Source organism: Archaeoglobus sp. UBA230, assembly GCA_002507545.1.
In the GTDB taxonomy this organism is placed as follows: domain Archaea; phylum Halobacteriota; class Archaeoglobi; order Archaeoglobales; family Archaeoglobaceae; genus Archaeoglobus.
The window spans coordinates 25,185-44,568 of the sequence record DAVR01000003.1 but is presented as its reverse complement, the minus strand read 5'-3'; the positions used below and the strand labels follow the sequence as shown (position 1 = coordinate 44,568).

Genomic DNA, 19,384 nt, shown 5'->3' with positions numbered 1-19,384 from the left:
AAATATTTAAATCAAAAGATACGATACTTATCGTGCAGTCGGAAAAAGTAAGAGTCAAAATCTTATGGAGGCTGTACAGACACAGGTATATTGGAGGCAAACATACTGACATAAAGAATCTCCGAAAGGGCTTTCCGAGGAATAAATACGACCTTATTGATGAGGTAATCAACGAGCTAATTCGTGAGGGGCTTTTACTTGTTAAACCAACCCATTACGGTAAACAGGTTTCACTAAATCCGAGACGATTGGGAGAAATAAGAAGCATTATCGAGAAGTTTGAAGAGTAATCAAAACTCAATTCTAATTCCGACACCTTAACCTCCCATCATAAACTTCATCCGCATAGCTTCTCCCTACATTACCCAACAATCGGAATACTAACCTCTATCTCGTTGTAGGGCACCATTGATTCTCTACTCTACCGAAGTAATGCTGTGGTACCCTCCTTTCCCCTTTCGTTGTTGTAGCCAAGAACTCTTTTCCCCCCTTCCGGTCAATTTTGATGTAATCAGCGAGTATTTCACACCCTCCGGGAAGTCTTCGGACTTTGGAACCTTGCATATTCGGATCTCCGGCCCCACTTTATTACTGTTCCCTAAGGGGTGGGATAAACTTTCATGCAGAGTTAGCTACTTTAATTCTCTTTTTCTTTATATGAACTTCACCCACTTTCTGGTCATCGCCACAGTCTTTGATGTTTTTCTCACAACTTTTTCAGGAAATAAACCCATCAGAAAGTTGTAGAGGAACATCTTCTCTGAGGCGCCAATAATGGTTATGTCGAAGTTTTCAGCTTCATTCGCAATCCTTTCGGAAGGTCTTGGGTGTATTGCAAATTCCTTCTCTACCTTCAGACCATCAAGTTCTTTTGCAGCCTCATCGAGTACCTTCTCTGCTTTCTCTCTTTCCCTCTCGTGATTGCTCACATAAAGTAGCTTTACAACTGCCTCCCTTTCTGTTGCGATATCCTTAGCGATCTCACACGCCAGCTTGGCGTGGGGACCACCGACCGTTGGAATGAGAACACTCCTGAAGTCGGGCATTTTCTCTCCTGGCTCGAATCTTATCACAACAACATCACACTTTGCCTTCATCATCACCGGATCAATTGTGCTGCCCAGCACCACATCACGTCTAAATGTCCTCCCCCTCCAGCCCATGACCACCATATCTGCCTTCCACTCTTCAACTGCACTCAAAATAGCCTCAGAAACATCGTGTCCCACTTTAACTACTCCTCCAGCAGGCACGCTCAGATTCATGAGCTCTTCCACTCTCTCTTTTGCCTTCTTAACTTCCTCCGCAGGTGTCGAAATAGGAGTTTGAGGTGGGAGCTTCACGGTGTTCATAATCACAACTTCGCCGTCTCTCTGCCTCGCGATTAACTCGGCAAACCTCACGAGCTTCTTGGCTACAACAGGATTTGCAATCGGAACAAGAATGACATATTTCTTTTTCTCAACGGGCGTCTCCTTGTATACAGTCATCACTTCCTCCTCTACTCTCTTTTCCATCTCCTTCTCGGAGTATGCATAGTAAACCAGAGAACCGAGAAACATCCATGCAACCGTCATGAAGAACACCGATATTCCATGCTCGATGTGGGTGATGAGGAAGTAGGTGATCACTATCTGGAAAATTATTGCGACAAAGGGCAGAAAGGGAACGAAGGGGAGTTTGAAGCTGCGTTTTATATCAGGTCTCCTCAACCTGAGGATTACAAGTGCCGTGTTGACAGATAGAAACAGAAAGATGAACATCAGGCTCGCAGCAGACGCCACAGCCTCTATTGGGGCTAAAGATGAGATAGCAATGATAATGTAGCTGAAAAAGATTGCATAATGCGGCGTCCTCGTCCTCTCGTTAATCCTTGCCAATGCCTTGTTGAGGTAACCTGATCTACTCAGGGCGAAGACAACCCTTGAGGATGAATAGATGGTGGCGTTCATGGCACTCACAGTTGAGATCAAACCGCCTGCGAGGATCATCCACCCGCCCAAGGGCATGATCTGGTCAGCCACTCTGACGAGGCTGAGCTCTGCCAGCTTACCGAGGAACATCCAGCTCGGAACATCAGCTCTAACTGCTCCAAGCAGGGAAAAGGCTACGAGAATGTAAATTCCAACCGCAATCCAGAGAGAGACTATTATGGCCTTTGGTATGTTTTTATCAGGATTCTTAACTTCTTCACCGCTCTGAACTATTATCTCGAAACCCTCAAAGGCGATGAAAGTTAAACCCATCGCAGCGAGCACTCCAGCCAGCCCAGTGGGCATGAAGGGTGTGTATGCACTCGCCCAGTCGGGATAGGAAGTCATGTGGTAGATGCCGAAGAGAGCAAAGATGACTAAAATGAGCACCTTCAGCATTGTTACGAATCCACCAAGTTTTCCACTCTCTTTTGCCCCAATGTAGTTTACATACGCCAGAAAGGTGACCATCGCAAGGGCAGAAAGCTTGGCAAGAAGTGTGTGGGATAGGGCAATTCCCATGAAGTTTACAATCATCTCGGCGAAAAAAGCTCCAAAGGTTACGGCATAGAGGGCACAGGCGATTGTGTGTGCTGCCCAGTCTATCCATCCAGCCATAAATCCAGCGTAATTTCCCATGGCTTCTTTTATCCACAGATAACCCCCACCAGCTTGGGGCATCGCAGAACCGAGTTCGGCATAAGCCAGTCCTGTGAGCGTAGCGATTATACCATTGAGAAGGAATGCGAGGAGAATCGCAGGACCAGCAATACCCGCAGCAATGCCAGTAAGGGCGAAGATACCCGCCCCAATCATCCCGGCGATGCCAATCATCGTGATGTCAAAGAATGAGAGGTCTCTGCTCAGAGAAACCTGCACTTCTCTCGATTCCATCACTCTGAAAGGTTTTGCGGGTAATATAAAATTATTGCAGGTAATAGGAGTAGATTCCTGCCAGTATCAGAAAAGTTCCGAGTAGAGATCGGGTAGTGAAGACTTCCCTCTCTCTGAGAAGGATAAAAGTCAACATCACGGTGAAAAGGGGATACGCGCTCGTAATGGGCTCGACTACTGTTACGGGTAAGTCTTTAAGCACGACGTATCTCACAAAGTGTGCAAGCCCGGCTGTGATGCCTGCGGCAAAATACCACTTCGCCCCCTTCAAGGACAGGTTTTTTGCGGCAATCGGGGTCATGAGGGCTGTTGACACCAGAAATCCGATAAACGTCGCGAAGAGCGGGTTGTATTCCACAGCATTCCCGAACTTGACGAGGAAGGAGGAGAGGGCTGTAAAAAACCCGGTCAGTATTCCAAGGGTTACTCCGACGTAATCTGCTTCTCCACTTGGTCTTGAGATGAGAACGATTCCTGCGAAGATCAGGATGGACATCAGCGAGACCCTTAGCGTCAGTATCTCGCCCAGAAATATTCCAAGTATGGCTGCGAAGAAAACCCTCGTGGCTGATAGTGGTGCAGATAGGTTCGCTCCGATTCTGCTTATCGCATGGTAGAAGCATATTCTTGCAGCGAAGAAATGTAAAATTCCTGCTACAAGCATGTAACCCAAAAATTCTCTGTCAAGACTCGGATTGACTATTGAGGGGAGAAAAAGCAGTGTGGAAGCGATCTGACTGACGTAAATTCCGCTCATCGTATCCACTTCTCTGCTGCCGAACCTGACAAGTATCTGGTGCACGCTGAAAAGGAGAGGGATTAGCAGAGCGATAAGAGCCATTCTATCCCTGCTTCAACCCAACCTTGGGACATTCATCTCTGAGGGGACATTCATCACAGAGGGGTTTTACAGGCTTGCAGACGGTCTGACCAAAGCCAACAAATGCTTTGTTCACCCTATCCCACATGCTGACGGGAAAAATCTCTTTGAGCATCTCCTCAGTCTGCTCAGGTCGGGTAGTGTTTACCAGCCCAAGACGGTTGGATATGCGGTGAACGTGGGTGTCAACGGGTATCGCAGGAATGCCTGAATAGGCAAGAACAACGTTGGCGGATTTTCTTCCTATGCCGGGGAGCTTTACAAGTTCATCAAATTTCAGCGGAACTTCAGAGTTGTATTCTTCGACAAGCTTTTTCGCAAGTTCCTTCAGCCTCCTCGCTTTAACCCTGTAAAATCCCACACCTCTTATTAGCTCCGCTATCTCCTCCTCGTCCATCCCAGCAAGTTCTTCTGGAGTTCTTATTCTGGAGAAAAGCCTTTGAACCGCTGATGCAGTAGCCTCGTCCCTCGTCCTTGAGCTTAGCAATGCTGCCACGAGGTGCTGAAAGGGTGTCCTTACCTCTCCCTTAAGAGTATAAATTGGAGCACCTCTTTTCCTCGCCTCTCTTTCCATCAATTCTACCATTTTCTCAAGTTCCACATAGCTGATAGGCAATATTTTAAAAAGAGTTTCTGAGTTGTATCATGCCAAAGCTCGATTATGCAAAGGCGGGAGTTGACATAAGGGAGGAGGAGAGGGCGATAAAATCCCTCGCGAGAGTCATAAAGCACGTCAGAAAGGGTTTTGGAAAACCAATACTGACGTCTCACTATGCCGGGGTCATAGATTGCGGAGATTTTGGCATTGCCATCACAACAGATGGTGTAGGGAGCAAAATTCTTGTTGCTGAGGCAATCAACAAGTTTGACACCATCGGGATTGACTGCGTTGCGATGAACGTGAATGATCTGGTAGCTGTAGGGGCAGAACCTCTTGCCATGGTGGACTACATCGCAATCGAGAAGCCGGACGAAAGGATAATGGCTGAGATAGCGAAGGGACTTGAGGAGGGGTGCAGAATTGCCAATATAACCCTCCTCGGTGGGGAAACTGCGACGCTTCCCGAAATAATCAGAGGCTTTGATCTTGCGGGAACGGCAATAGGTGTTGTGGAGAAGGATAAAATCGTAACTGGCGAGAGAGTTGAGCCGGGAGATGTTATTGTTGCCATTCCAAGCAGCGGGATACACAGCAACGGCCTCACCCTCGCCCGGAAGGTTGTGGAGATGGCGGGGATGAGTTATCATGATAAGTTTAACGGAAAGACGATAGGGGAGGAACTTTTGACCCCAACGAGAATTTACATGGAGGTTCTCGATGTGTTGAAGCGCTGCGATGTGCACGGACTTGCCCACATCACAGGCAGCGGATTGCTGAAGCTTAAGAGGCTCAGAGGTGATGTTAAATACGTTGTGGATAAACCCTTAGAGCCGCAAAAGATATTTAGGCTCATTCAGGAGCTTGGGGAGGTTGACGAGGATGAGATGTACAGAACCTTCAACATGGGTATGGGTTTCATGATCGTGCTGCCTGAAGATGAAGCTGGGAAGGCTGTGAAGCTATGCGATGGCTCTGTTGTTGGATACGTGGAAAAGGGAGAGGGAGTTTACGTTAAGGATTTGAGGCTTGATTGAGATTAGAGTTCAAAGCCCGATTATCGTGTAATCCTCAAGCTTATCCTCTGCCTCGTCCATTTTTTCCTGATGTTCCTTCAAAAAGTTCCTCACGAGTTCAGCAGCGTTTTTCTTGCATTTTCCACACAGAAGTTTCCCTCCTCTGCAATTGCTCTCTATTTGCCTCAGCTCATTGTCATTCTCAATCAGATGGTAGCTGTAAAGCTCGAAAACGACGCATTTATCTGGTTCCCCTCCGAGTCTCCTCTGCTCATCTGCTGTAACTCTTCCACCAGTAAAGGCCTTCATTACCTTTTTCGCTCCCTCGTCGGGGGAGTCAAGGAGAGAAATGTAGCTTTCTGGCTTGCTTGAACTCATTTTTCCTCCTGTCAGGCCAGTAGTAAATCTGTGGTAGGTTGAAGAAGGAGGGATAAAAGCAAATCCTCCAAGTCTTAACTCTACTTCCCTCACTTCCCTCTCAATTTCATCAACACTTCCAGAAACATCAACATGCTCTTCGTAGAACCTTGTCTCCAGATTCAGTTCCTTCAGAGCTTTCAGATACTCATTACCCTTCCTGCTTCTAATCCTCAGACCACCTTCAATTGGCTCAAAGGAGAAGATACTCGCTCTTGCTGCCAAATCCCTTGTGAGACGCATGTGGGGGTCCTGATCAGCACCAACTGGTACAACAACCGGCTTCGGGCCACCAAATTCTTGAAGCTGAGGGTGGAGGATATCAGCAGCCTGTACAGCTGTTATAAACATCTTGGCGAGCTTGGTTTCACCGTTAAATCCATATATTGCCCTCAGCTCACTGAAGTTCACCTCCGCAGAAAGCTCGAAGGCCAAATCCTTGACGTGATTGCTTTTCGACTGGAAGTATATGACCGCATTGCTATCCAGTCCGAGAGCGATGATTGACTTTATATATTCCAAACCGATTTCTCTTGTCTTTTCCCAGCTCAAACCTCTAACTGAGTGTGCCTCCATATCTGCTATGGCGACGAATGCCTTTCCTCCTGCCTTCTGGTGCCAGACTATTTCATCCATCGTCATCTTGTGACCAAAGTGCGGAAGACCAGATGGCATGAACCCCGACATTACCGCCCATGCCTCTCCTTTTCTCATGGCATCCACGATCCTCCAGTAATCTCTGTGACCGAAAATAGCGCCCCTTTTCATCAGGATGTGCGGATTCTCGATCTCCTCGAGTACCTCGTTGAAAGGTCTCATTCCGAACTCCTCGATGAGCCTGTCGTAGTCAATGACCCCCTCGACATCCCATGGAGTGACTTGCATGGCATTCAGTAGGCGGCAGGTTAATATTCTTTGTGCAGATTGCAGTTCGATGAGAGTGCAGATAATGGGTGCAGGTGCACTTGGGTCTCTTGTGGGAGCATTGATGCAGCTTTCCGGATTCGATGTTATTTTTGTTGCAAGAGGCAAACAGCTTTCAGCTTTAAAAAACCGTCTGAGAGTTTCAGGGCTTATTGAAGCTGAACTTGATGTTCATGCTGTGGCCAAGCCTGAAAATGCAGATATTACCTTTGTGACTGTCAAAGCCTACGATACCGAAGAGGCTGCGAAAAAGCTTGCAGAAGTTGATCCGGGAATTGTTTGCAGCCTGCAGAATGGTGTTGGGAATGAAGAAATTCTTCAGAAATACTGTGATAAGGTTCTGGGCGGGGTTACAAGCTATGCTGCAAATCTGGCGGATTACGGGCATGTTGTTTATGCTGGTGAGGGCTTAACGTATGTTGGCGAGCTGGATGGAAGAATGAGTGATGAGGCATTTAAGGTGGCAGAAGCTTTGAGAAGGGCAGGTATTAAAGCTGAAGCTGTCAGTGATATTCAATTCCGGATATGGGCAAAGGCTGTTGTCAATGCAGCCATCAATCCCATAACAGCCCTTTGCAAAGTGAGGAACGGGATGGTTGTGGAGAACGATAACCTCTGGAAGGTTGCCAGAAGTGTTGCTGAGGAGGGCAGGAAGGTTATGCTGAAAATGGGCTACGATTTCGATGCTGTTAGTGAAATCAAGAGAGTTGCGGAAATGACGGCAAAAAACAGATCGTCAATGCTTCAGGATGTAGAAAAGGGTAAGAGAACTGAGATTGACTTCATAAATGGAGCGATAGTCGAGAAGGGGAGAGAGATGGGAATTGACTGTCCCGTTAACGAGACCTTACTCCATCTGATCAAAGGAATTGAGAGGGGGTAGGGTGAACGATCTGATTAAGGTTCTGCTTGTCGCCATGCTGCCTATATCCGAGATCAGGGGAGGTTTGCCGCTCGCCCTCTACCTTGGCTTCGATCCCGTTGAGGCCTACATAATCGCCCTTATCGGAAATATCATGCCAATCCCCGTTCTGCTTGTTCTGCTGGATTTTCTCATCAGTCTTGCAACGAAAGTAGGTTTTGTTAAAAGGGTGTATGGAAAGATACTGGAAAGAGTTGAAAGAAAGAAAGGTATCGTTGAAAGATACGGCTATTTGGGCCTTATGCTTTTCGTTTCTGTTCCACTACCAATTACGGGAGCTTGGACTGGAGTGTTAATCGCTTCTCTGCTTCAGCTCGACAGGATAAAGTCCTTTTTCTCGATAACAGTAGGTGTTTGCATTGCTGGTGTTATTGTTCTCCTCGCCTCGCTTGGCATAATTTCAATTGCAGGTTTTATTAAATAAAACAAAACCAAAACCTTCTTTTTTATTCAGCCGAAACTGATAACGTGATCGAGATATTTACCTCGACGAGGGTTCAGATACTCTCGAAGCTAAGGGAAAGACCTTTCACGGTTTCAGAGATTGCAAAGCTCACAGGATACTCTAAAACGACTGTAAGCTATCATTTGAGCAAGTTGAGCGAAGCTGGGCTTGTGGAAAGGGTTGAGAGGGGAAAGTGGGTTTACTACAGGATTACGCACAGGGGAGAGAGGAGGATAAAGGTTGAGGCTGCGGTGTCAATTGCTTCCTTGGTAGGGGCAGCGGTATCTATCGTGTGGTTCGCGGTGATAAGGATGCAGAAGGCAACCGTTAAATTAGTTTCCAGTGCGTTAGAGAGGGGCATAGCACCCGTTTATAAAATTCAGAAAGTAGGTGGATTTGAATATGAATATCTGCTGGTTGCAGTTGCTGCAGCTTTGATTTGTGTTTTTCTGTATTTGAAATTAAAGAGGTGAGCGGAAAGTATTTTTTGACGTAAATCTACATATTTTATGTTCCGGAAACCTTTAATTTTGATTTTAGTTCTGATTGCACTGTTGATCGCAGGATGTAGTCAGGAGAAACAGTATCCCCAAACCCTTACAATCAGATCGGTTTTTGAAAATGGAGGCGAAATTCCTAAGAAGTATACGTGCGATGGTGCTGATGTCTCTCCACCTCTCTTTATCGAAGGACTCGACAGCAAAGTCAAAAGTCTCGTCATAATCTGCGAAGACCCTGACGCTCCTGTGGGCGTTTTCACTCACTGGATTGCGTGGAATGTTGAACCAATTTCACAGATACCCGAGAACATACCAAAGGCCAAAGAGGTTAGCAATCCAAAAATGGTTCAGGGAAAGAACGACTTTGGCAGATTAGGCTATAACGGCCCATGCCCGCCGAGCGGAAAGCACAGGTACTACTTCAAAGTCTACGCCCTCGACACAGAGCTTGATGGTGATTTTAGCAGGAGAGAACTTTTGAAGGTGATTGAAGGTCACGTCATTCAGTATGGTGAAATTTATGGGATATACGGTAGATAATCCAGAGTAAAGTCCCAATCTTAGCTGATGTGGATAAGCCCGAAAAAGTCATCTTCTTTTCTGCTAATATCGGGATATGACGTTTTGTTGAACATACAATCCTTTATTCTTGTTTCGAGTATTAGAAAGAGGTAAATTTTTTATTCTCTTTCTCGTGGGCAGTTAAGAGGTGGTTAAAATTCTGATTGAGGTAAGATTTCACGGGAGAGGGGGACAGGGAGCGGTGACAGCAGCCGACCTGCTTGCGGTTGCTGGATTCAAGGAGGGTTACTATACTCTGTCATTTCCCATGTTCGGAGCTGAGAAAAGGGGAACTCCAGTAGTCTCATTCCTTAGAATTTCTGATGAACCAATTGTTGCAAGAGATGAAGTTTACAATCCGGACTACGTTGTGGTTCTTGATCCGACAGTTATGGAAACCGTAAATGTTGTTGCAGGTTTAAAAGAAGGGGGAATGCTTATAGCAAACTATCCTAAGGGGAGTGAGGATTTAAAGGCTGAGCTTAAGGCTGATGATCTTGGTTTTAAGGTTGCAACAATTAATGCAACGAAGATGGCGATGGAGGCTCTTGGAAGACCAATAACAAACACGACAATGGTAGGAGCTTTTGGTGGGGCTACAAGGCTTGTTGCACTCGAAACAATAGTTGAAGTTGTTAAAGAGTGGTTCAAAGGCGAGCTGGCAGAGAAAAACGCAAAGCTGGTTGAGAAGGCTTATCGTTATATGATGGAGGTGTGCAGATGAAGATTAAGATAAACCTTGGTGCGATTTCAGAGCCAATGCAGTCAGAGAAGCTTAAAACAGGTGACTGGGGAACGCATTACCCAGTTGTTGATAAAGAGAAGTGCACAGCATGCAAGACTTGTGAGCAGTACTGCCCTGACCTGTGCATTGAGGTTGAGGAGTTCGGAGAGGAGAAGTATGCGGCTGTGGACTACAACTACTGCAAGGGATGCGGAATCTGCTCATCGGTCTGTCCATTTGAGGCGATAAAGATGGAGCTCAAGGATATATTCAAATTTGAAGTTTGCTGAGGTGGTAAACAATGAAACAGGTTGTTAGGGGTTTTTACTCGGTTGCATATGCCGTCAAGCTCTGCAAACCAAATGTTATTTGCGCTTATCCGATCACGCCCCAGACTGAAATTGTCGAAAATCTTGCTGCAATGTATGCAAACGGAGAGCTGGGGGATGCTGAATACATCACTGCTGAGTCAGAATTCGGTGCTGCAAGCATGCTTGTTGGAGCCTCTGCTGCGGGAGCGAGAGTCTTCACGGCAACCTGCAGTCAGGGTCTGATTCTGATGAGCGAGGTTCTGTTTAATGCAGCAGGAATGAGGTTGCCGATAGTTCTTGTAAACACCAACAGAGCTCTGTCAGCTCCGCTAAGCATCTGGAATGACCATCAGGACAGCATGGCAATGAGAGATGCCGGAATAATGCAGGTTTACGTGGAGAACAACCAAGAAGCCCATGACATGATTCCCCAAGCCTATAAGGTTGCCGAGAACAGAAAGGTTTTGCTCCCATTCATGATCTGTATGGACGGATACAAGCTCACCCACGCTTATGAACCGGTTGATTTGCTTGATCAGGAGACTGTTGACAGTTTTCTTCCACCATACGAGCCTGCTGCCTACATGACCACCAGAAAGCCGCTCGCATTCGGATGCTATGCTCCTCCACACATCTACATGGAGTTCAGGGTTGCTATGCAGCAGGCGATGGAAAGGGCGAGGGATGTAATGCTGGAGGTCTATAAAGAATGGGCAGAGGTCAGCGGAAGAGACTGGGGAGGGCATATTGTTGTGGACTATCCCGATTCAAAAATCTTCGTGGTAGCGATGGGGTCTGTTGTGGGCCTGCTCAGAAAGGTTGTTGAGGAGTTGAGAAATGAGGGTTTAAGTGTTGGATTAATCAAGATTAGAACCTTCCGACCCTTCCCGATTGACGAGCTTAGGAAAGCTCTAAAGGATGCAGAGAGGGTTGTGGCTCTTGATCGCTCAGTAAGTTTCGGCTATGAAGGGCCGGTGTCTATTGAACTAAAATCTGCGATTTACGGTCACAGCTCTGCCGAGGTTTATTCCTACACTGTTGGACTTGGAGGGAGAGACATGCCGAAGGACTTTCTCGAAGGAATAATCAGGGATGTGGTGGAGGGCAAGGAAAAACCGGGATTCGCCTTTAAGGGACATCACGACTTTGAGGAGGTGGTACCATGAAATACTTTGGCAGTGGTCACGGAGCATGCCCCGGATGTGGATTGCCGATTGCAGTTAAAACTGTCCTGAACGCTCTTGATGGCAAGGTTTTTGCAGTCAACTCGACAGGTTGTCTCGAAATCATAAGTTCTCAGTATGGTAAAAATGCGTGGAATGTTCCTTACATCCATTCGCTCTTTGAAAATCCTGCAGCTGTTGCTGCTGGAGTTGAGGCGGCACTGAAAGCTTTGAAGAGAAAGGATGAGGGTTATGTTGTGGTATTCGCTGGGGATGGTGCAACTGCAGACATAGGAATCGGAACGCTGAGTGGAGCATTTGACAGAAACCACGACATTCTGTATATCTGCCTTGATAATGAGGCTTACCAGAACACTGGGCATCAGCAGAGTGGCTTAACCCCTCCGGGCGAGTCAACCACGACAACACCGGCAGGAAAGGTTCTTCCGGGCAAGATTGGTGGGAAGAAGGATATGATCTCAATTGCAGTTGCTCACGGCATTCCCTATGTTGCCTCATCATCTGTTGGATACGTGGCTGATATTCGCAGAAAGGTCAAGAAAGCTGTTAAATTTGAGGGGGCAAAGTACATCCAGATTCACTCTCCCTGCGTTACAGGATGGGGAATTGATGGAGAAATGTCAATAAAGGTAGCAAGACTTGCCGTTGAGACTGCACTCTACCCGCTCGTAGAATACGAGTACGGAAAGCTAACTTCAGTGAGGAAGATAAAGGAAAGAAAACCGGTCGAAGAGTATCTGAAGCAGCAGAGGAGATTTAGACATCTCTTCAAACATCCGAAAGGAAAGGAAATGATCGAAATGCTCCAGAAATTTGCTGACGAGAACGCAGAGAAATATGGGCTGGATTTGAAGAAGGATGAGGAGTAAATTTTCTTATTTTTAAATGCTATCCTTCATTCTGAAAGTGGTGCTTATCAGCACATCAGGAGCATTGGCTCCCGGCCCTTTAACAGCAGCCACCGCTGCGAGTGGCGCTAAGCATAGGTGGAAAGGTGGATTCTGGATTAGCGTAGGGCACACGGCAGTGGAACTTCCGCTTGTAATACTCATAGCCTTCGGCGTCGCTACGGTTCTCACGAGGCAGGATATTGCAGCGATACTGAGCTTCCTTGGAGGGGCGATGCTTCTGTTCTTCTCATATCTCACAGCAAAAAGTGCCTTTGAGGTTAAATCCCTTGGCGGGAACGGTCGCAGCACTTCTCCTTTTCTTACAGGGTTGGGTCTAACAGCATTCAACCCTTTCTTCATCGCTTGGTGGGCAGGAATTGGGGCAAGCCTGATAAGAGAGGCTCTGAGCATCTGGGGATTTGCCGGGCTTGCCATACTCTACACAAGTCATGTCTGGCTGGATTTTGTTTGGCTTATCCTTCTTGCCCACGTCACTTCTCTGAGCAGCTTCAGCCTCAGAATTTACAAATCGTTACTGTTAATCCTTGCCCTTCTCGTAGCCCTTTTTGGTGTTGACTTCATTTACTTCTCAATCACTGCAAGTCATCTTTTATTCTAAGACGTCAAGCTTCGGCATTCTCAGAATTCCCTTCTTCTCAGCCAGACTGTAGAGACTCCTTAGGCCATCAACCACACTTTCTGGCATCTTGTAGGTGTATTCGTTTACATACATGAGAGCGAACTTCTTCGCCCTTTCTCTATCCAAACCTCTTGAGTACTTCATCGCGTACTCGATTGCCTCATCAACGTTCTCCAGAGCGTAACGAATGCTCTCCCTCATGGCTCTCAGAAACTCGCTCTGCGAGTCCTCATCCAAATCCCTTTTAATCGCGTTGAGACCGAGGGGCAGGGGAAGATTGAACCGTTCTCCCCACCACTCCCAGAGATCGAGGATACATAGCAATCCGTAGTCAGAGTATGTAATCTGCCCCTCGTGGATCAGCAAGCCAGCATCACACTCATCGTTGAGAACAGCCTCAATTACTTTGTCAAAGCTCATTTCAACCGGTTCGAAGTCATTAACGGCAAGCTTGAGGAGAAGATTCGCTGTGGTGTACTTTCCCGGAACAGCTATTCTGCTTCCCTTAAGCTCTATTTTCTTCTTGGCCACAACAACTGGGCCATATCCATCTCCGACGCTCGCACCAGCGGATAGAATTCTATATTTATCATCCAGAAGAGCGTAAGCGTGGGCAGATATTGCCGTAACCTCATACTCACCCTCAAAGGCTTTTCTGTTCAGAGTCTCAATGTCCTCAATAACGTGCTCAATCTCAAGCCAAGTATCAATCTTGCCGTGGGTCATGGCGTAGAACATGAATGCATCATCAGCATCGGGTGTGTGAGCAACTTTTATCTTCATGCACCGAAAAGGGAATTGAGTTAAATAAATCTTAACCCTTTAGTTTCCTTATCTCTTCCACGAACTCATTGAAATCCTTTGCTATCCCCTCCGCCTCTCCTGCTGAGTGCCATATACATCTGATCCTTTCAGGTTCAACTCCAGCTTCCTTGAGTGCCTCTCTGAGTGCCTCAAATCTTTCCTTAGCTTTGTAATTTCCATACTTGAAGTGGCACTCCCCAAGCCTGCATCCGGCGATTATAACCCCGTCCACTCCCTTCTTCAAAGCCATTAAAACCCACTTAGGATCAACCCTACCACTGCAGAGAACTCTGATGATCCTCACATTTGGTTCATACTGTATCTTCGTTGTTCCTGCCAGATCAGCCGCACCATAGCTGCAATACCAGCAAGCGAAGGCGAGGATTAAGGGATCAACGTTTCTCTCCTCAACCAATGCATCAATCATCGCCTCAATTCCCTCATCGCTGAAAAAGCCCATATCAATAGCATCTGCGGGACAGGCTGCTACGCAGATGCCGCACATGGCGCATGCATTGGGGTCTATCTTTGCCTTCTTATCAACTGTTACCGCATTAAATTCACACACCTTCTCACAAATTCTGCATCCGATACATTTCTCCTGATCCACGAAGGCACTGTAGGGGTCGAATTCCGTCTCCCCAGTCAGAACAAGCTGAGCTGCCTTTGCTGCAGCTAAGCCCGCTGAAGCCACACTGTCCTGAATATCCTTCGGGCCACTTGCACAACCAGCGACGAATATGCCCTTCACGTTTGTCTCTGCCGGCCTCAGCTTCGGATGTGCCACCTCGAAAAATCCGTCCTCTCCCACTCCAATACCCAGCTTCGCCGCCAGGTCACCCGTCCCTTCGATACCTACGGAAAGAACTACTAAATCGAACTCCTCCTCCCTTATCTCTCCTTCAAGGGTGCTCTCATAGCTGAGGATCAGATTGCTGTTCTCAGTCTCGACTATTTCCCCAACCTTCCCTCTGACGAACCTTATATCCTTCTCCTGCACTCTCTCATAGAACTCCTCATACATTCTCCCAAATGCCCTGATATCAATGTAGAATATTGTTATCTCAGCATCCGGATAACGCTCCTTTATCGCGTAGGCATTCTTCAAACTGACCATGCAGCAAACTCTGCTGCAGTATCTGTTAGTATTTTCATCCCTGCTCCCCACACACTGAATGAAGGCAATCCTCTTTGGCACCGTCGAGTCTGAGGGCCGAAGAAGCTTGCCCATTGTCGGCCCACTTGCGGATAATAGTCTCTCAAGCTCTATGGTTGTTATAACGTTCCTGAATTTTCCGTAACCGTATTCCGTTTTTCTGCGCGCATCAAATACTTTGTAGCCAGTTGCAACGATTATTGCTCCAACGCTGAGCTCCACTACCTCAGGTTGCTGGTCAAAATCTATCGCCTCAGGTAGACAGGCTTTTTCGCAGAGTCTGCAGCCTATGCATTTTTCCCAGTCTATTGCAGCGTAAAGAGGTGTTGATTGTGGTATCGGGATGTATATGGCTTTTCTCACTCCTATTCCATAATCAAACTCATTGGGAACTTCTACAGGACAGACGCTGCTGCAGTCGTCTATACAACCCTTGCACTTGGACTCGTCAACATACCTCGGATGCTTGAGAATCTTAATTTTAAAATTTCCGACACTTCCGTTAATCTCCTCAATTTCAGCATTGGTTATAACTTCGATGTTCTCGTGATTCCAGACATCACTCATCTTCGGAGCGAGAATGCAGATTGAGCAATCATTTGTCGGAAAAACTTCATTTAAAGTAGCCATGTGTCCTCCAATCGTCGGATTTTTTTCTATCAAGTACACTTTTATTCCAGAATCTGCCAGTGTTAGGGCCGCCTCTATCCCTGCAACCCCACCTCCAATAACTGCCACACTTTTCTCAATCTCAGCCCTTCTTCTTTCAAGTGGTTTGTCCGCCCTTGCCTTTGCTACTGCCATCCTGATGAGGTCTTTGGCTTTGGCAAGCGCAGCTTTCGGCTTGGTTTGATGAACCCAAGAGCACTGCTCTCTTATGTTGGCAATTTCCACCATGTAGGGGTTCAAACCAGCTCTGATTGCTGCTCTCCTGAAGGTTGTTTCATGGAGCTTCGGACTGCAGGCGGCAACAACAAAAGCATCGAGGGACTTTTCCTTAACTGAATTAACGATCTCCTCTTGACCGGAATCCGAGCATGCATAGTCAATATCTTCAGCATGGACAACCCCTTCAAGGGTCTTCGCATACTCAACAAGCTCCTTTACATCAACAACCCTTGCAATGTTCAGACCACAGTGACAAACGAATACGCCAATTTTCATTCTTTAGTCCTTCCTATATTCCCAGTTTTAAATCTTTTCATAACAAAATGCTTATAAATGCCAGCAATACGTGCTGTATGGAAAGGATATTCGCACCTTGGAGGATTAGATATATTCTCGCTCCTAAGCCAAAAGATTGCGTATTCTGTGAAGCACCAAAGGAGAAGGATGACAAAAAGAATCTGATCCTATACAGGGGTGAAACGTGCTACACCATAATGAATCGAAATCCGTACAATCCCGGTCACGTAATGGTCTGTCCGTATCGCCACATCCCCTCAACTGAAGATATGAATGAAGACGAATTACTCGAATCCATGAAGCTCGTAAACTTCGCTGTTAGTGTTATAAGAGAAGTCATGAATCCGGATGGTTTCAATATCGGTATCAACATCGGAAAAGTGGCGGGAGCGGGGATAGCAGATCACCTTCACATCCACATAGTGCCGAGATGGAATGGAGACACATCCTTTATGCCAGTGTTAGCTGATGTGCAAATAGTCCCCGAAGCGCTTGAAGATACCTATGATAAGCTAAGGGAGGTAATTATATACAGAAAAAATTTTAACCAGTGTGTGAACAAAACCGGAAAATTTTTATAAGATTAATGTAACGATTATTATGATGGTTACTATACAGAGTTATATCCTCGAGGTCAAGAATAAAAGAAATTCGGCTATTATCTACATTAGAGATCAGAATATTGAAGTGTTAGAGTGCTCCAACTCCGTATCCTGCAGGATACAGGGCGTGAAGGGTTTGGGCTGTCCCCAGTATTGTCCGTTTATTGTTGATGCGAAAAAATACTTGCATGGTATGAAGACTAAGAACAAGGTAGAGGTTTTGAACACACCCAGTTAGTTTTTTCATGGAGCAGGTGTTTGTTTATGTAACTGGAACTGCAGGCTCAGGGAAGACGTACCTAACCAAGGCTTTTGCTGACTGGCTTAATCTGAAAAATTTAGATTATATGGTGGTAAATCTTGATCCGGGAGCAGATTTTGTGCCATATTCAGCCGATATTGATGTAAGGGAGTGGTTCACTCTTGAAGACATAATGGAGAAATACAATGTTGGTCCGAATGGGGCGCAGATTATAGGTGCTGACCTTGTCTCTACCCTCGTTGATGATATAAAAGACGAAATTGAACTTACATCCTCGGAGTATGTGCTGATAGACACCCCCGGGCAGCTTGAGCTTTTCACACTGCGCGAGAGCAGCAGAATTTTAATAAAAGCCTTGAATCCTGAGAGAAGTGTGATGGTTTACCTTTTCGATCCTGTTGTCTCCAAAACACCATCAGGCTTTCTCTCAATGCTTTTCATGGCCTCATCTGCTGTTTTCAGACTTGAAATACCTCAGGTGCTTGTTTTGTCAAAATCTGATATCCTATCGGAAAACGAGCTTGAAAGGGTTATGGAATGGAGTTCTGATCCAGAAACGCTATACGACAGCCTTGATTTAGAGCGAAAAACCCTAAATCTCGAACTTTTCCTTATTTTAAAGGAAGCAGGATTTTTCAGACCGCTCATTCCTGTCTCTGCGGTAACGGGTTATGGTATGGAAGACATTTACGACGCAATTCAGGAAATTTTTTACGGAGGTGACGACTTGGAAAGAATACTCTTCTAAGGATTGATTACAGGAAAACATTTACCCGGCCTTAGAGCTTTTTTAACACTCTCGAGCACAAAAATCCTCGCCTTTCTTACAGCGTCCTCAAGGGCATTGCCGAGCCCAAGATAGCAGGCTAAAGCTGTGCTGTAAACACATCCAGTCCCGTGAATATTAACAGGCGAGAATTCTGCAGAGACAGTGTATATCTTTCCTCTCTCACAAACAACATCTTTTCCACTAAGTTCTCCTCCTGTAATGACAACATCACAGTCATATTTTTTGTTTAGGCTGATTGCCAGCTCCTCAGCCTCCCTGAGTCTGTCTGCACTTTTGATTTTGGTTGAGGCAAAACTCCTCGCCTCGACAAGATTGGGTGTTGTAACACTGACCTGCTTCAGAAGCTTTTTGTAGGCCTCAACATCCCCAATTTCCCCGCCCGCTCCAGCAAAGATTACAGGGTCAAGAACCGTTGGGACGTCGAGCCGCGAAATTTCTTTGACAATTGCATCCGCAACATCAACGGAGGAAATTAAGCCTATTTTGATGCAGTTTATTCCAATGTCCTCAACTACTGCTCTGATTTGTTGCTTTATTATTTCAGCGTCCACAGAATGGGCAGAAGTGACGGAGCAGGTATTTTGAACTGTTAGGGAAGTTATTACTGAAGCAGGATATAGTCCGATTGCCCTTGCAGTTTTAATGTCTGCATGCACTCCTGCCCCACCAGAAGGGTCGAGACCAGAAATTGTCAAAATAGTTTTCATAAAATAAATTAGAAGAGTTCGTTCAGATTGATAATGTGTTTTCCGAGCTTTCCACCGTAGTTTCCTGCTGTGATCTTCACAACTCCCGGAATCTTTGTTGCAGCGAGAATTCCAACCCTCGTTGCCTCCTTGATCGCGTCTGCATTCAGACCGTTTATGACTATCTCGTAAACTGCCTTAACACCTTCTGGAATTTGCGTTCCCTCAACCTGATCCCTTATGCTTGGGGCGAATTTCTCGTTTGTTGAAGCCTTCAGGAACTTATATTTGTTAGCTCCCACTTTCGAACCTGAAGCAACAATACCACCGGGGAATGGTGTGATTACCCCCTCTACGTCGTTGATGGCATCAACAGCTGCTTTGGCAGCAGCAAGAGCGGAAGGCTGGGTTTCGGCCATTATGAAGAAGTTACCTCCAGCAATACCGTTCGTGTAGCCGATGTCATTCTCAATGATGAAGTCACCTTCCATCATCGGAACAGCCCAGCACTTCCTTCCTCCTACCTCCAATTCCTTCTCGTAACCGTCTGCGAAGAACTTGAGCTTGAAGCCTGTGTCGAACTTCTCCTCAGCATCAGGCAGACCGTTGAAGACTGCCGCTGTTGGAGCAGTTAGCACACACTGACCAAGTCTCGCAAGAAGCTGCTCTTCAAGCCCTTTCTTGCTCATGTGGCATATCTGGATGTAGTAGCCCGGTCTGCCGTCAGGGGTGTCGGAAGGTTTGACCTTGAGCTCTATTCCGGCCTCGGCAGGGCACATGATTACAGACGTGCCAAAACCTGTTGCCTCGTTTGCAGCCACCCAAGCCCAGTAATAGTCGTAGCCCGTTATCAAAACCCTTGCGATTTTTATATCAAAGGCCTCAGCAAAAGTCTCTTCTACCTCAACACCGTTTACTTTCATTCTATCACCCGAATTTTGTTTGAATGCAGCGATTTAAATCTTTTTATTTTTGAACACTGGAAAATTTTTAAAGAAAAAGGGCTTTTTGGTAGCGCAA

22 protein-coding genes are annotated in these 19,384 nt (G+C 46.3%); 14 read left to right on the top strand and 8 right to left on the bottom strand.

The features are described 5' to 3' along the window. The first annotated feature begins 32 nt into the window (after nucleotides 1–32). A complete protein-coding gene (locus BP688_RS00315) occupies nucleotides 33–290 on the top strand; it encodes a hypothetical protein (protein ID WP_290597722.1) in 258 nt (85 codons plus the stop codon). A 363-nt stretch (nucleotides 291–653) separates the two neighbouring features. On the opposite strand, the gene BP688_RS00310 is transcribed toward BP688_RS00315, so the two are convergent. From BP688_RS00310 to BP688_RS00300, 3 genes are read right to left on the bottom strand one after another with little or no spacing between them, the layout of a single operon-like run. Further along, nucleotides 654–2,867 (bottom strand): amino acid permease, encoded by a 2,214-nt coding sequence (locus tag BP688_RS00310; protein ID WP_290623714.1) that lies wholly within the window; start codon nucleotides 2,865–2,867, stop codon nucleotides 654–656. Nucleotides 2,868–2,898: 31 nt separating this feature from the next. Beyond that, nucleotides 2,899–3,708 (bottom strand): DMT family transporter, encoded by an 810-nt coding sequence (locus BP688_RS00305; protein ID WP_290597724.1) that lies wholly within the window; start codon nucleotides 3,706–3,708, stop codon nucleotides 2,899–2,901. Between the two features lies 1 nt (nucleotide 3,709). Continuing rightward, complete coding sequence (locus BP688_RS00300) at nucleotides 3,710–4,348, bottom strand: endonuclease III domain-containing protein (RefSeq protein WP_290597725.1); 639 nt, start codon at nucleotides 4,346–4,348, stop codon at nucleotides 3,710–3,712. A gap of 44 nt (nucleotides 4,349–4,392) precedes the next feature. Between BP688_RS00300 and purM the strand changes: the two genes are divergently transcribed. Continuing rightward, complete coding sequence (purM, locus tag BP688_RS00295) at nucleotides 4,393–5,382, top strand: phosphoribosylformylglycinamidine cyclo-ligase (RefSeq protein WP_290597726.1); 990 nt, start codon at nucleotides 4,393–4,395, stop codon at nucleotides 5,380–5,382. A gap of 9 nt (nucleotides 5,383–5,391) precedes the next feature. Here the strand turns inward: purM and BP688_RS00290 are convergent, their stop codons facing one another. Beyond that, entirely contained in the window at nucleotides 5,392–6,663 is a 1,272-nt protein-coding gene (locus BP688_RS00290) for a tryptophan--tRNA ligase (protein WP_290597727.1), read from the bottom strand. A 49-nt stretch (nucleotides 6,664–6,712) separates the two neighbouring features. Between BP688_RS00290 and BP688_RS00285 the strand changes: the two genes are divergently transcribed. From BP688_RS00285 to BP688_RS00245, 9 genes are all read left to right on the top strand, one after another. Beyond that, entirely contained in the window at nucleotides 6,713–7,585 is an 873-nt protein-coding gene (locus tag BP688_RS00285; protein WP_290623712.1) for a ketopantoate reductase family protein, read from the top strand. A gap of 1 nt (nucleotide 7,586) precedes the next feature. Next, entirely contained in the window at nucleotides 7,587–8,048 is a 462-nt protein-coding gene (locus BP688_RS00280; RefSeq protein WP_290597729.1) for a COG2426 family protein, read from the top strand. Between the two features lie 44 nt (nucleotides 8,049–8,092). Further along, nucleotides 8,093–8,542, top strand: coding sequence for a winged helix-turn-helix domain-containing protein (locus tag BP688_RS00275; RefSeq protein ID WP_290597730.1), 450 nt, complete (start codon nucleotides 8,093–8,095; stop codon nucleotides 8,540–8,542). Nucleotides 8,543–8,623: 81 nt separating this feature from the next. Next, nucleotides 8,624–9,109 carry a YbhB/YbcL family Raf kinase inhibitor-like protein gene (locus tag BP688_RS00270; protein WP_290597731.1) on the top strand — a complete coding sequence of 162 codons (486 nt, stop codon included), beginning with the start codon at nucleotides 8,624–8,626 and terminating at the stop codon, nucleotides 9,107–9,109. 181 nt (nucleotides 9,110–9,290) lie between these two features. Beyond that, nucleotides 9,291–9,854: a pyruvate ferredoxin oxidoreductase subunit gamma gene (locus tag BP688_RS00265; RefSeq protein WP_349681797.1), complete on the top strand. Its 564-nt coding sequence runs from the start codon at nucleotides 9,291–9,293 to the stop codon at nucleotides 9,852–9,854. Further along, nucleotides 9,851–10,144, top strand: a complete 294-nt coding sequence (locus BP688_RS00260; RefSeq protein WP_290597733.1) for a 4Fe-4S binding protein — start codon at nucleotides 9,851–9,853, stop codon at nucleotides 10,142–10,144. Before BP688_RS00265 ends, BP688_RS00260 begins: the two co-directional genes overlap by 4 nt. A gap of 11 nt (nucleotides 10,145–10,155) precedes the next feature. Continuing rightward, nucleotides 10,156–11,331, top strand: a complete 1,176-nt coding sequence (locus tag BP688_RS00255; protein WP_290597734.1) for a transketolase C-terminal domain-containing protein — start codon at nucleotides 10,156–10,158, stop codon at nucleotides 11,329–11,331. After that, nucleotides 11,328–12,218 (top strand): thiamine pyrophosphate-dependent enzyme, encoded by an 891-nt coding sequence (locus tag BP688_RS00250; protein ID WP_290597735.1) that lies wholly within the window; start codon nucleotides 11,328–11,330, stop codon nucleotides 12,216–12,218. Before BP688_RS00255 ends, BP688_RS00250 begins: the two co-directional genes overlap by 4 nt. Before the next feature lie 16 nt (nucleotides 12,219–12,234). Continuing rightward, nucleotides 12,235–12,858, top strand: coding sequence for a LysE family transporter (locus BP688_RS00245; RefSeq protein WP_290597736.1), 624 nt, complete (start codon nucleotides 12,235–12,237; stop codon nucleotides 12,856–12,858). Here the strand turns inward: BP688_RS00245 and BP688_RS00240 are convergent. Further along, entirely contained in the window at nucleotides 12,850–13,662 is an 813-nt protein-coding gene (locus BP688_RS00240; protein WP_290597737.1) for an MqnA/MqnD/SBP family protein, read from the bottom strand. The genes BP688_RS00245 and BP688_RS00240 overlap by 9 nt on opposite strands. Nucleotides 13,663–13,693: 31 nt before the next feature. Further along, entirely contained in the window at nucleotides 13,694–16,003 is a 2,310-nt protein-coding gene (gene hdrA2, locus BP688_RS00235) for a CoB-CoM heterodisulfide reductase HdrA2 (protein ID WP_290623708.1), read from the bottom strand. A gap of 77 nt (nucleotides 16,004–16,080) precedes the next feature. Between hdrA2 and BP688_RS00230 the strand changes: the two genes are divergently transcribed. From BP688_RS00230 to BP688_RS00220, 3 genes are read left to right on the top strand one after another with little or no spacing between them, the layout of a single operon-like run. Then, a complete protein-coding gene (locus tag BP688_RS00230; protein WP_290597739.1) occupies nucleotides 16,081–16,605 on the top strand; it encodes an HIT family protein in 525 nt (174 codons plus the stop codon). Nucleotides 16,606–16,624: 19 nt separating this feature from the next. Next, nucleotides 16,625–16,864 carry a hypothetical protein gene (locus tag BP688_RS00225; protein ID WP_290597740.1) on the top strand — a complete coding sequence of 80 codons (240 nt, stop codon included), beginning with the start codon at nucleotides 16,625–16,627 and terminating at the stop codon, nucleotides 16,862–16,864. A 7-nt stretch (nucleotides 16,865–16,871) separates the two neighbouring features. Further along, the gene (locus BP688_RS00220) at nucleotides 16,872–17,636 is read left to right on the top strand and encodes an ATP/GTP-binding protein (protein WP_290623704.1); all 765 of its coding nucleotides are present in this window, start codon (nucleotides 16,872–16,874) and stop codon (nucleotides 17,634–17,636) included. On the opposite strand, the gene BP688_RS00215 is transcribed toward BP688_RS00220, so the two are convergent. Beyond that, nucleotides 17,633–18,385, bottom strand: a complete 753-nt coding sequence (locus BP688_RS00215; RefSeq protein ID WP_290597742.1) for a hydroxymethylpyrimidine/phosphomethylpyrimidine kinase family protein — start codon at nucleotides 18,383–18,385, stop codon at nucleotides 17,633–17,635. The genes BP688_RS00220 and BP688_RS00215 overlap by 4 nt on opposite strands. 8 nt (nucleotides 18,386–18,393) lie before the next feature. Next, nucleotides 18,394–19,287: a formylmethanofuran--tetrahydromethanopterin N-formyltransferase gene (gene fhcD, locus BP688_RS00210; protein WP_290623702.1), complete on the bottom strand. Its 894-nt coding sequence runs from the start codon at nucleotides 19,285–19,287 to the stop codon at nucleotides 18,394–18,396. Nucleotides 19,288–19,384 lie beyond the last annotated feature (97 nt).